Annotated in this window: 20 protein-coding genes; all 20 read right to left on the bottom strand. The window is 65.5% G+C overall.

Features of this window, described 5'->3' with window-relative positions; all coding sequences use genetic code 11:
- Positions 1-241: 241 nt before the first annotated feature.
- Positions 242-646 (bottom strand): 30S ribosomal protein S11, encoded by a 405-nt coding sequence (gene rpsK / locus ACFZCP_RS27855; RefSeq protein ID WP_003956432.1) that lies wholly within the window; start codon positions 644-646, stop codon positions 242-244.
- 65 nt (positions 647-711) lie between these two features.
- Complete coding sequence (gene rpsM / locus ACFZCP_RS27850) at positions 712-1092, bottom strand: 30S ribosomal protein S13 (RefSeq protein ID WP_391431562.1); 381 nt, start codon at positions 1090-1092, stop codon at positions 712-714.
- 189 nt (positions 1093-1281) lie between these two features.
- Positions 1282-1395, bottom strand: a complete 114-nt coding sequence (gene rpmJ / locus ACFZCP_RS27845) for a 50S ribosomal protein L36 (protein WP_003998809.1) — start codon at positions 1393-1395, stop codon at positions 1282-1284.
- A gap of 57 nt (positions 1396-1452) precedes the next feature.
- Entirely contained in the window at positions 1453-1674 is a 222-nt protein-coding gene (gene infA, locus ACFZCP_RS27840; RefSeq protein ID WP_003948620.1) for a translation initiation factor IF-1, read from the bottom strand.
- A 162-nt stretch (positions 1675-1836) separates the two neighbouring features.
- Complete coding sequence (gene map, locus ACFZCP_RS27835) at positions 1837-2673, bottom strand: type I methionyl aminopeptidase (RefSeq protein ID WP_391431557.1); 837 nt, start codon at positions 2671-2673, stop codon at positions 1837-1839.
- 123 nt (positions 2674-2796) lie between these two features.
- The gene (locus tag ACFZCP_RS27830) at positions 2797-3462 is read right to left on the bottom strand and encodes an adenylate kinase (protein ID WP_391431553.1); all 666 of its coding nucleotides are present in this window, start codon (positions 3460-3462) and stop codon (positions 2797-2799) included.
- A complete protein-coding gene (gene secY / locus ACFZCP_RS27825) occupies positions 3462-4775 on the bottom strand; it encodes a preprotein translocase subunit SecY (protein WP_391431550.1) in 1314 nt (437 codons plus the stop codon). Before secY ends, ACFZCP_RS27830 begins: the two co-directional genes overlap by 1 nt.
- Before the next feature lie 189 nt (positions 4776-4964).
- Positions 4965-5420: a 50S ribosomal protein L15 gene (gene rplO, locus ACFZCP_RS27820; RefSeq protein ID WP_023547373.1), complete on the bottom strand. Its 456-nt coding sequence runs from the start codon at positions 5418-5420 to the stop codon at positions 4965-4967.
- Between the two features lie 2 nt (positions 5421-5422).
- Entirely contained in the window at positions 5423-5605 is a 183-nt protein-coding gene (gene rpmD, locus ACFZCP_RS27815) for a 50S ribosomal protein L30 (protein WP_003974250.1), read from the bottom strand.
- Positions 5605-6210, bottom strand: a complete 606-nt coding sequence (gene rpsE, locus ACFZCP_RS27810) for a 30S ribosomal protein S5 (protein ID WP_015658456.1) — start codon at positions 6208-6210, stop codon at positions 5605-5607. Before rpsE ends, rpmD begins: the two co-directional genes overlap by 1 nt.
- Before the next feature lie 39 nt (positions 6211-6249).
- The gene (rplR, locus tag ACFZCP_RS27805; RefSeq protein WP_073901437.1) at positions 6250-6633 is read right to left on the bottom strand and encodes a 50S ribosomal protein L18; all 384 of its coding nucleotides are present in this window, start codon (positions 6631-6633) and stop codon (positions 6250-6252) included.
- A 3-nt stretch (positions 6634-6636) separates the two neighbouring features.
- Entirely contained in the window at positions 6637-7176 is a 540-nt protein-coding gene (gene rplF, locus ACFZCP_RS27800; protein WP_020941678.1) for a 50S ribosomal protein L6, read from the bottom strand.
- Between the two features lie 24 nt (positions 7177-7200).
- A complete protein-coding gene (gene rpsH / locus ACFZCP_RS27795; protein WP_007384075.1) occupies positions 7201-7599 on the bottom strand; it encodes a 30S ribosomal protein S8 in 399 nt (132 codons plus the stop codon).
- A 212-nt stretch (positions 7600-7811) separates the two neighbouring features.
- A complete protein-coding gene (locus ACFZCP_RS27790; protein ID WP_003948630.1) occupies positions 7812-7997 on the bottom strand; it encodes a type Z 30S ribosomal protein S14 in 186 nt (61 codons plus the stop codon).
- 5 nt (positions 7998-8002) lie between these two features.
- Entirely contained in the window at positions 8003-8560 is a 558-nt protein-coding gene (gene rplE / locus ACFZCP_RS27785) for a 50S ribosomal protein L5 (protein WP_362689939.1), read from the bottom strand.
- Positions 8560-8883, bottom strand: coding sequence for a 50S ribosomal protein L24 (rplX, locus tag ACFZCP_RS27780; protein WP_030930498.1), 324 nt, complete (start codon positions 8881-8883; stop codon positions 8560-8562). The genes rplE and rplX overlap by 1 nt, the downstream gene beginning before the upstream one ends.
- Positions 8884-8885: 2 nt before the next feature.
- Complete coding sequence (gene rplN, locus ACFZCP_RS27775) at positions 8886-9254, bottom strand: 50S ribosomal protein L14 (protein ID WP_003998823.1); 369 nt, start codon at positions 9252-9254, stop codon at positions 8886-8888.
- Between the two features lie 130 nt (positions 9255-9384).
- Positions 9385-9669 (bottom strand): 30S ribosomal protein S17, encoded by a 285-nt coding sequence (rpsQ, locus tag ACFZCP_RS27770; protein WP_018543912.1) that lies wholly within the window; start codon positions 9667-9669, stop codon positions 9385-9387.
- Positions 9669-9893, bottom strand: coding sequence for a 50S ribosomal protein L29 (gene rpmC, locus ACFZCP_RS27765; RefSeq protein WP_018564811.1), 225 nt, complete (start codon positions 9891-9893; stop codon positions 9669-9671). The genes rpsQ and rpmC overlap by 1 nt, the downstream gene beginning before the upstream one ends.
- The gene (gene rplP, locus ACFZCP_RS27760) at positions 9893-10312 is read right to left on the bottom strand and encodes a 50S ribosomal protein L16 (protein ID WP_007443989.1); all 420 of its coding nucleotides are present in this window, start codon (positions 10310-10312) and stop codon (positions 9893-9895) included. Before rplP ends, rpmC begins: the two co-directional genes overlap by 1 nt.

The following is a 10312-nucleotide window of genomic DNA, read 5'->3' as shown; positions in this document are numbered from 1 at the left end:
GGGAGCGGAACTCGTCGACGACCTCTTCGGTCAACGAGGGACGCTGAGCAATCAGCATGTGTGGATCAGATCCTTCATTCGTGGACGCCCGCTATTTGACGCCCGACGGAAGTCGCACCCGCGAGAGGTGCGGTTACTGCAAGGGTACGGGCGGCACGACCCGAAGGAGCCGTACCGCCCGACGTTCTATGCGGGGGAAATCCCCCACACTCCCTGCACTGCTCGGTGAAGCAGCCGTGCGTCAGACGCGGCGGCGCTTCGGCGGGCGGCAGCCGTTGTGCGGGGTCGGGGTGACGTCCTGGATGGAGCCGACCTCGAGGCCCGTGGCCTGCAGGGAGCGGATCGCGGTCTCACGACCGGAACCCGGGCCCTTGACGAACACGTCGACCTTGCGCATGCCGTGCTCCTGGGCGCGGCGGGCAGCCGACTCGGCGGCCATCTGCGCGGCGAACGGCGTGGACTTCCGGGAGCCCTTGAAGCCGACGTGGCCGGCGGAGGCCCAGGAGATCACGTTGCCGGACGGGTCCGTGATCGAAACGATCGTGTTGTTGAACGTGCTCTTGATGTGCGCGTGGCCGTGAGCGACGTTCTTCTTTTCCTTGCGGCGCACCTTCTTGGCAGCGCCCTGACGTCCCTTGGGGGGCATCTACTAACTCCTACGGGAGGTGGTCGGTCCTACAGCGAAGACCGTGGACAGGTGTCCGCTGCGGACTACTTCTTGCCCGGCTTCTTCTTGCCGGCGATGGCGCGACGCGGGCCCTTGCGGGTACGAGCGTTGGTGCTGGTGCGCTGACCGCGGACGGGCAGACCGCGACGGTGACGGAGACCCTGGTAGCAACCGATCTCGACCTTGCGGCGGATGTCGGCCTGGATCTCGCGACGGAGGTCACCCTCGGTCTTGATGTGGTTGTCGACGTACTCGCGGATCGCGACCAGCTGCTCTTCGCTCAGGTCACGGACGCGAGTGTTCGGGTCGATACCGGTCTCGGCCAGCGTCTGCTGGGAGAGGGTGCGGCCGATGCCGAACACGTAGGTGAGGGCGACCTCCACGCGCTTGTCGCGCGGGATGTCAACACCGGAAACGCGTGCCATTCAATGGCTCCTGGTGAATCTTCGGAGGTCTTCCGCAGGACCGGCTCCCGGCCGCCGTACCAGGTACGAACCGGGTCCCCGGCCTCCGAACCGGGGGTGTCGAGCTGGAACGCTCGGGTCCTGCGTATGAACAAATTCAGCTTGCGTCGCGCGAATCTCTGCGATGGATGCAGAGGGATCGGTCGTGCGTCAGCCCTGGCGCTGCTTGTGGCGCGGGTTCTCGCAAATGACCATGACCCGACCGTGACGGCGGATCACCCTGCACTTGTCGCAGATCTTCTTGACGCTCGGCTTGACCTTCATGGGTGAGGTTCTCCGGGTCAGTGCCATCACCCCGGCGAGCCAGGGTGCGGGCAAGATCTACTTGTAGCGGTAGACGATCCGGCCACGCGTCAGGTCGTACGGAGACAGCTCCACCACGACCCGGTCGTCAGGGAGAATGCGGATGTAGTGCATACGCATCTTGCCGCTGATGTGTGCCAGGACCTGGTGGCCGTTCTGGAGCTCGACCTTGAACATGGCGTTCGGAAGAGACTCGACGACAGTGCCCTCGATCTCGATGGCACCTTGCTTCTTGGCCACGCTTCGCCCTTCGAATCGACTACCTTGATCGACTCTCTGACCCGTCCCGTGGGGCGAGCGCGAACGCATGCAGACATGCGGGTGCACGAGAGCCGACGAGTCAGTCTACGTCAGCGCACCCGGAAACACGAATCGAGGGATTCTGCCCCATGCCCCTGATCCTTAAGCCAGCGGGTCGGGAGCGACGGTCACTCCGTACTCGGCCAGCTTGGCCTTGCCGCCGTCGGGAGCCGTGAGGACCAGGGGGCCCTGTTCGGTGAGCGCGACCGAGTGCTCCCAGTGCGAGGACCAGGTGCCGTCGGTGGTGATGACCGTCCAGTCGTCCTCGAGGACCTCGGTGCGGGGAGTGCCGAGGGAGACCATCGGCTCGATGGCGAGGCAGAAGCCGGGGACCAGCTTCGGGCCCTTGCCGCGCCGGCGGTCCACGTAGTTCAGCAGGTGCGGGTCCATGTGCATCTCGGTGCCGATGCCGTGGCCGCCGTAGTCCTCGATGATCCCGTACTTGCCGCCGCCCGGCCTGGGCTGGCGGCGGATGTACGTCTCGATGGCCCGGGAGACGTCGACCAGGCGGTTGCCCTGCTTCACGGCCGCGATGCCGGCCCACATCGATTCCTCGGTCACCCGGGACAGCTCGATCAGCTCCGGAGCGTGACCGGAACCCACGAACGCCGTGAAGGCCGCGTCGCCGTGCCAGCCGTCGACGATGGCGCCCGCGTCGATGGAGATCATGTCGCCGTCCTTCAGCACGACGTTCTCCGCGGGGATGCCGTGGACGACCACCTCGTTGACCGACGTGCAGATCGTCGCGGGGAAACCGCCGTACCCCAGGAAGTTCGACTTGGCGCCGTGCTCCGCGATCACCTTGCGGGCGACCTCGTCCAGATCCTTGGTGGAGGCGCCGGGCACCGCGGCCTCGCGCGTGGCCGCGTGGATGGCGGCTACGACCAGCCCCGCCGCACGCATCTTGGCGATCTGCTCGGGGCTCTTGATCTGCACCATGGGGGCCTGCGCTCTCCGTCACTCACGTCGGCTGGGTTACGTACACAACACTACGGCCGCGGCGCCCTGGGGGTCCGCCGGACGAAATCCGGGGCAGGGCACCGCGGCCGATAGGACCGCGATCTACTTGTTCTCGGCCTTCTCGCGCTTGAGCGCCTCCAGCGCCCGCTGCGTGATCTCGTCCACCGGGCCCAGGGCGGAGATCGTCACGACCAGGCCCTGCGCCTTGTAGTAGTCGATGATCGGCTCGGTCTGCGTGTGGTAGACCTCCAGCCGCGTGCGGACGGTGTCCTCGGAGTCGTCGTCGCGCTGGTACAGCTCACCGCCGCAGACGTCGCAGACGCCCTCCTTCTTCGGCGGGCTGTACGTCACGTGGAAGACGTGGGACGAGTCGTTGCGGCAGATCCGCCGGCCGGCGATCCGCTTGACGACCTCGTCCTCCGGGACCTCCAGGTCCAGGACGGCGTCCAGCGTGATGCGCTCGGTCTCCAGCAGCTCGTCCAGCGCCTCGGCCTGCGAGACGTTGCGCGGGAAGCCGTCCAGCAGGAAGCCGCCCTCGGCGTCCGGCTGCTCCATCCGGTCCTTGGCCATCGCGATGGTCACCTCGTCCGGGACGAGGTTGCCGGCGTCCATGTAGGACTTCGCGAGCTTGCCCAGCTCGGTCTGCTGGCTGATGTTGGCCCGGAACAGGTCGCCCGTGGAGATGTGCGGGATCGACAGCTCTTCTGCGAGGCGGACGGCTTGCGTTCCCTTACCGGCACCCGGCGGCCCGACGAGGACGATACGCATCAGCGGAGGAACCCTTCGTAATTGCGCTGCTGGAGCTGGCTCTCGATCTGCTTCACCGTCTCAAGACCGACACCCACGATGATCAGGATGCTGGTCCCGCCGAACGGGAAGTTCTGGCTTGCCCCGAAGCCCACCAACGCCATTGTCGGTACGAGAGCGATCAGACCCAGATACAGCGAACCCGGCCAGGTGATCCGGTTGAGCACGTAGCTCAGGTACTCAGCGGTCGGTCGGCCAGCCCGGATGCCCGGGATGAAGCCACCATACTTCTTCATGTTGTCCGCGACTTCCTCGGGGTTGAAGGAGATAGCCACGTAGAAGAACGCGAAGAAAACGATGAGCAAGAAGTACAGAGTGATGTAAATCGGGTGGTCGCCCTTGGTCAGGTTGTTCTTGATCCAGACCGTCCAGCTCGAATTGCCCCCCGCGAACTGCGCCACGAGTGCCGGAATGTAGAGCAGCGACGAGGCGAAGATGACGGGAATCACACCCGCCTGGTTCACCTTGAGCGGGATGTACGTGGACGTACCGCCGTAGGAACGACGGCCGATCATGCGCTTCGCGTACTGGACCGGGATGCGGCGCTGGGCCTGCTCGACGAAGACGACGAGCGCGACCATGACCAGGCCGACCAGGATGACCGTGCCGAACTCGATCCAGCCGCCGGCCAGCGAACCCTGCTTCTTGATGGCCCACAGCGCGGACGGGAAGGTCGCGGCGATCGAGATGAACATCAGGATCGACATGCCGTTGCCGATGCCGCGGTCGGTGATCAGCTCACCGAGCCACATGACGACGGCCGTACCGGCGGTCATGCAGATGACCATCGTGATCGTCGTGAAGATCGCCTGGTCCGGGACGATGCTCGACGCGACCGAGCAGCCGTTGAAGAGAGCGCCGCTGCGGGCGGTGGCCACCAGGCCGGTGCCCTGCAGGATGGCGAGCGCCACCGTCAGGTAGCGGGTGTACTGCGTGATCTTCGCCGTACCGGCCTGGCCCTCCTTCTTCAGGGCTTCCAGGCGCGGGATGACCACGGTGAGCAGCTGAAGGATGATGCTGGCCGTGATGTACGGCATGATGCCGAGCGCGAAGATCGTGATCTGCAGCAGCGCACCGCCGCTGAACATGTTCACGAGACCGAACAGGCCCTGATTGGCCCCCGCCTCGCTCACACACGTCTGGACGGCCTTGTAGTTGACGCCGGGGATCGGGACGTGGGTACCGACCCGGTAGACCACGATGATGGCCAGCGTGAAGAGCAGCTTCTTGCGCAGGTCGGGCGTCCTGAACGCCCGGGCGAACGCGGTGAGCACGGTGCCTCCTGCGACCCCCGCGCAACTGCGTCAAGGGTGACGGTCGTGAGATTCGACGGATACGGAAAAAAGAGCAGTGCAGCCCACCTTACCGGCGACACTGCCCCCCTTGGAACGACCAACCGGGGATACCCCATTGTGAGGTATCCCCGGTCGGGATCGTTTACGTCATCGAGAGACCTGAGGTACTCAGACCAGCTCGGTGACCGTGCCGCCGGCGGCGGTGATCTTCTCCTTGGCGGAGCCGGAGACGGCGTCGACCGTCACCTGCAGCGCCACGGAGATCTCGCCCTGGCCGAGGACCTTGACGAGGCTGTTCTTGCGAACGGCACCCTTGGCCACCAGACCCTCGACCGTGACCTCGCCACCCTCGGGGTAGAGCGCGGCCAGCTTGTCGAGGTTCACGACCTGGAACTCGGTCTTGAACGGGTTCTTGAAGCCCTTCAGCTTCGGGAGGCGCATGTGGAGCGGCATCTGGCCACCCTCGAAGCGCTCCGGAACCTGGTAACGAGCCTTCGTACCCTTGGTACCACGACCGGCCGTCTTACCCTTCGACGCCTCACCACGACCGACACGGGTCTTGGCGGTCTTGGCGCCCGGGGCGGGACGGAGGTTGTGGATCTTGAGCGGGTTCTGCTCCGCCATGATCAGTCGACCTCCTCGACCGTCACGAGGTGGCGGACGGTGTGCACCATGCCGCGGAACTCGGGGCGGTCCTCCTTGACGACCTGCGTGTTGATGCCCTTGAGACCAAGGGACCGCAGGGTGTCGCGGTGGTTCTGCTTGCTACCGATGTAGGACTTGACCTGCGTGATCTTGAGCTGTGCCATCACGCACCCGCCCCGGCACGCGCACGCAGCAGAGCCGCGGGAGCGACGTCCTCGAGCGGCAGACCACGGCGGGCCGCGACCTCCTCGGGACGCTGCAGGCCCTTCAGGGCCTCCACGGTCGCGTGCACGATGTTGATCGCGTTGTCGGAGCCGAGCGACTTCGACAGGATGTCGTGGATACCGGCGCACTCGAGCACGGCACGCACCGGGCCACCGGCGATAACGCCGGTACCGGGGGACGCGGGCTTGAGCAGCACGACGCCGGCAGCCTTCTCACCCTGGATCGGGTGCGGGATGGTGCCCTGGATACGGGGGACCTTGAAGAAGTGCTTCTTGGCCTCCTCAACACCCTTGGCGATGGCGGCCGGCACCTCCTTGGCCTTGCCGTAACCGACACCCACGGTGCCGTCACCGTCGCCCACCACGACCAGCGCGGTGAAGCTGAAGCGACGACCACCCTTCACAACCTTGGCGACGCGGTTGATCGCGACAACGCGCTCAACGTACGCGGTCTTCTCGGCGGCAGCAGCGCCGCCGTCACGGCCCTTCCGGTCCCGCCGCTCGCCGCCACCGGCACCGCCACCGCGGCGCTGGGGTCCAGCCATTGGAATTACCTCTCTCTGTTTCCGCTAGCTACGGCAGGCTCAGAACTTGAGCCCGGCTTCGCGGGCGGCGTCCGCCAGGGCGGCGATGCGCCCGGCGTACTGGTTGCCACCACGGTCGAACACGACAGCCTCGACACCGGCGGCCTTGGCACGCTCGGCGACCAGGGCGCCGACCTGCTTGGCCTGCGAGGACTTGTCGCCCTCGCCACCGCGGACGGACGCGTCCAGGGTGGACGCGGACGCCAGGGTGTGGCCCTTGAGGTCGTCGATCACCTGCGCCACGATGTGGCGGTTGGAGCGGGTCACGACCAGACGGGGGCGCTCCGCCGTACCGGAAAGGTTCTTGCGGATCCGGATGTGACGGCGCTTGATCGCGGCGCGCTTGTAGGCGTCGCCCTTGAGGATCTTCTGCCCGTATGCCATGGCTTACTTACCCGCCTTTCCGACCTTGCGGCGGATGACTTCGCCCTCGTACTTGACGCCCTTGGCCTTGTACGGGTCAGGCTTGCGCAGCTTGCGGATGTTGGCCGCAACCTCGCCGACCTTCTGCTTGTCGATGCCCTCGACCTGGAAGCGGGTCGGGGTCTCCACCTTGAAGGTGATGCCCTCGGGCGCCTCGACGGTGATCGGGTGGCTGTAGCCGAGCGCGAACTCGAGGTTCGAGCCCTTGGCCGTGACGCGGTAACCGACACCGCTGATCTCGAGCTTCTTCACGTAACCCTGGGTCACGCCGGTGATCATGTTCGCCACCAGCGTGCGGGACAGGCCGTGCAGGGCCTTGTTCTGACGCTCGTCGTTCGGACGGGTGACGTTCAGAACGCCGTCCTCACCCTTGACGATGTCGATCGGCGCGACGACGGTGTGGGTCAGCGTGCCCTTGGGGCCCTTGACCGAGACCGTACGGCCGTCGATGGTGACGTCCACGCCGGCGGGAACCGTGATGGGGAGCTTGCCAATACGCGACATAGCTGTTTCCTCCGTTCCCTTCCGCTACCAGACGTAGGCGAGGACTTCCCCACCCACGCCCTTCTTGCCGGCCTGCTTGTCGGTGAGGAGACCGTGCGACGTGGAGATGATCGCCACGCCGAGGCCGCCCAGCACCTTCGGCAGGTTGGTGGACTTCGCGTACACCCGGAGACCGGGCTTGGAGATCCGCTTGATGCCCGCGATGGAGCGCTCACGGTTCGGGCCGAACTTCAGCTCGAGAACGAGGTTCTTGCCGACCTCGGCGTCCTCGACCTTCCAGCCCGTGATGAAGCCCTCCTGCTGGAGGATCTCCGCGATGTGAGACTTGATCTTCGATGCCGGCATCGTCACGGAGTCGTGGTATGCCGAGTTCGCGTTCCGCAGACGCGTAAGCATGTCTGCGATCGGATCAGTCATGGTCATGAATTGGCCTTCGGCCTCTCTCGCCGGGGTTTCCAGGTGCCCATCCCTCTCCTCGATCCGAGACGAGGCGGGTGCGATGCGGTGGACCTACGGCGTAGTAAGTCGTACGGGCGCGGCAGACGCCCAACCCCACAAGCCTACGGCATGTGGAGAAGGGCCCCTGCCGACCCAGATGCTTACCGAGAGCTTCAGGAATCCCTAAAAAGCGGGGATTACCAGGAGCTCTTGGTCACGCCCGGCAGCTCGCCACGGTGAGCCATCTCACGAAGGCACACGCGGCACAGGCCGAACTTGCGGTACACGGAGTGCGGGCGGCCGCAGCGCTGGCAGCGGGTGTAGCCACGCACACCGAACTTGGGCTTGCGAGCAGCCTTAGCGATCAGAGCCTTCTTCGCCATCTCGCTCACGCCTCCTTGAACGGGAAGCCGAGGTGACGAAGGAGCGCGCGGCCCTCAGCGTCGTTGGTCGCCGTGGTGACCACGGTGATGTCCATACCCCGGACACGGTCGATCTTGTCCTGGTCGATCTCGTGGAACATGACCTGCTCCGTGAGACCGAAGGTGTAGTTGCCACGGCCGTCGAACTGCTTGGGGGACAGGCCGCGGAAGTCGCGGATGCGCGGCAGCGCGAGCGACAGGGTGCGGTCCAGGAACTCCCACATGCGGTCGCCACGAAGCGTGACGTGGGCACCGATCGGCTGGCCCTCACGCAGCTTGAACTGCGCGATGGACTTGCGAGCCTTGGTGACCTGCGGCTTCTGGCCGGTGATCGTGGTGAGGTCGCGGATGGCGCCATCGATCAGCTTGGAGTCGCGGGCGGCGTCGCCCACACCCATGTTGACCACGATCTTGACGAGGCCGGGGATCTGCATGACGTTCTCGTACTTGAACTCGTCACGCAGCTTGCCCGCGATCTCCTCGCGGTACTTCTGCTTCAGACGCGGAGTGGTGGTGGTAGTCATCAGATGTCCTCACCCGTCCGCTTGGCAACGCGGATCTTGTTGCCTTCGTCGTCGAAGCGGTAGCCGACACGCGTGACGACCTTGTTGCCGTCCTTCTCAACGACCAGCTGGACGTTGGAGACGTGGATCGGCGCCTCGGTGGTGACGATGCCGCCCGCCTGCGAACCGCTGGCGGTCGGGCCGGCCTTGGTGTGCTTCTTGACCCGGTTGACACCCTCGACCAGGACGCGCTCCTCGCGCGGGTAAGCGGCAATGACCTTGCCCTGCTTGCCCTTGTCCTTGCCGGTGATGACCTGGACCAGGTCGCCCTTCTTGATCTTCATGCTTACAGCACCTCCGGCGCGAGCGAGATGATCTTCATGAACTTCTTCTCGCGCAGCTCACGGCCGACCGGGCCGAAGATACGGGTGCCGCGAGGGTCGCCGTCGTTCTTCAGAATGACGGCGGCGTTCTCGTCGAAGCGGATGTACGAGCCGTCCGGACGGCGGCGCTCCTTGACGGTGCGAACGATGACCGCCTTGACGACGTCACCCTTCTTCACGTTGCCACCGGGGATCGCGTCCTTGACGGTGGCGACGATGACGTCACCGATGCCCGCGTAGCGGCGACCGGAGCCACCGAGCACACGGATGCAAAGGATTTCCTTCGCACCAGTGTTGTCGGCGACGCGCAGTCGCGACTCCTGCTGGATCACGTCTATCTCCTGTTTGTCTGCCGGTTCCCCGGGAGCCGCTCAGCTGAGCGGCTCCCGGAGCCTGGCGGAACTGTCCTGCGAGGAATGCCCCGCAGGAACCTTGCTTAAGGAATTCCCTTGCGGGAATTACTTACTTGGCCTTCTCGAGGATCTCGACGACGCGCCAGCGCTTCGTCGCGGACAGCGGCCGGGTCTCCATGAGGAGGACGCGGTCGCCGACACCCGCGGCGTTCTGCTCGTCGTGCGCCTTGAGCTTGTTCGTACGGCGGATGACCTTGCCGTACAGCGCGTGCTTGACGCGGTCCTCGACGGCGACGACGACGGTCTTGTCCATCTTGTCGCTGACGACGAGACCCTCACGGGTCTTGCGGAAACCGCGCGCCTCTGCGTTCTCAGTCACGTTCTTCTCGCTCATCAGGCGTTCTCCACCGTTTCGATGCCCAGCTCACGCTCGCGCATCAGGGTGTAGATCCGCGCGATGTCCTTGCGGACCGCCTTCAGACGGCCATGGTTCTCGAGCTGGCCCGTCGCCGCCTGGAAGCGGAGGTTGAACAGCTCTTCCTTGGCCTCGCGGAGCTTACCCAGAAGCTCCTCGTTGCCCAGCTCGCGCAGCTCGGACGCCTTGGTACCGGCCGACATCACGCTTCACCTGCCTCGCGCTTGACGATCCGGCACTTCATCGGCAGCTTGTGGGCTGCGCGAGTCAGGGCCTCACGGGCGATCTTCTCGTTGGGGTAGGACAGCTCGAACATGACCCGACCCGGGTGCACGTTCGCGATCCACCACTCCGGAGAACCCTTACCGGAACCCATGCGGGTCTCGGCAGGCTTCTTCGTCAGCGGGCGGTCCGGGTAGATGTTGATCCAGACCTTGCCGCCACGCTTGATGTGGCGGGTCATCGCGATACGAGCCGCCTCGATCTGGCGGTTGGTCACGTACGCCGGCGTGAGGGCCTGGATGCCGTACTCGCCGAACGCAACCGTCGTACCACCCTTGGCCATACCGCGGCGCTTCGGGTGGTGCTGCTTGCGGTGCTTGACCCTACGGGGGATCAGCAT

Origin of the sequence: Streptomyces sp. NPDC007971, from assembly GCF_042958635.1 — a bacterium.
In the GTDB taxonomy this organism is placed as follows: domain Bacteria; phylum Actinomycetota; class Actinomycetes; order Streptomycetales; family Streptomycetaceae; genus Streptomyces.
Note: the sequence above shows the minus strand (reverse complement) of the source record. Positions and strands in the feature narration are given on the sequence as shown.

Bases quoted from the DNA above. Each gene is read 5' to 3' on its own strand.
- rpsH (WP_007384075.1), bottom strand. From the start codon at position 7,599: ATGACCATGACTGATCCGATCGCAGACATGCTTACGCGTCTGCGGAAC.
- map (WP_391431557.1), bottom strand. From the start codon at position 2,673: ATGGTGCAGATCAAGAGCCCCGAGCAGATCGCCAAGATGCGTGCGGCG.
- rpmC (WP_018564811.1), bottom strand. From the start codon at position 9,893: ATGTCGGCCGGTACCAAGGCGTCCGAGCTGCGCGAGCTGGGCAACGAG.
- rpsQ (WP_018543912.1), bottom strand. From the start codon at position 9,669: ATGAGCGAGAAGAACGTGACTGAGAACGCAGAGGCGCGCGGTTTCCGC.
- rpmJ (WP_003998809.1), bottom strand. From the start codon at position 1,395: ATGAAGGTCAAGCCGAGCGTCAAGAAGATCTGCGACAAGTGCAGGGTG.
- rpsM (WP_391431562.1), bottom strand. From the start codon at position 1,092: ATGGCACGCGTTTCCGGTGTTGACATCCCGCGCGACAAGCGCGTGGAG.
- rpmD (WP_003974250.1), bottom strand. From the start codon at position 5,605: ATGGCACAGCTCAAGATCACGCAGGTCAAGTCCTACATCGGTAGCAAG.
- rplP (WP_007443989.1), bottom strand. From the start codon at position 10,312: ATGCTGATCCCCCGTAGGGTCAAGCACCGCAAGCAGCACCACCCGAAG.
- rplF (WP_020941678.1), bottom strand. From the start codon at position 7,176: ATGTCGCGTATTGGCAAGCTCCCCATCACGGTTCCCGCCGGCGTGGAC.
- rplO (WP_023547373.1), bottom strand. From the start codon at position 5,420: ATGGCGGAGCAGAACCCGCTCAAGATCCACAACCTCCGTCCCGCCCCG.
- rplX (WP_030930498.1), bottom strand. From the start codon at position 8,883: ATGAAGATCAAGAAGGGCGACCTGGTCCAGGTCATCACCGGCAAGGAC.
- rpsE (WP_015658456.1), bottom strand. From the start codon at position 6,210: ATGGCTGGACCCCAGCGCCGCGGTGGCGGTGCCGGTGGCGGCGAGCGG.
- rpsK (WP_003956432.1), bottom strand. From the start codon at position 646: ATGCCCCCCAAGGGACGTCAGGGCGCTGCCAAGAAGGTGCGCCGCAAG.
- ACFZCP_RS27830 (WP_391431553.1), bottom strand. From the start codon at position 3,462: ATGCGTATCGTCCTCGTCGGGCCGCCGGGTGCCGGTAAGGGAACGCAA.
- rplE (WP_362689939.1), bottom strand. From the start codon at position 8,560: ATGACTACCACCACCACTCCGCGTCTGAAGCAGAAGTACCGCGAGGAG.
- ACFZCP_RS27790 (WP_003948630.1), bottom strand. From the start codon at position 7,997: ATGGCGAAGAAGGCTCTGATCGCTAAGGCTGCTCGCAAGCCCAAGTTC.
- rplR (WP_073901437.1), bottom strand. From the start codon at position 6,633: ATGGCATACGGGCAGAAGATCCTCAAGGGCGACGCCTACAAGCGCGCC.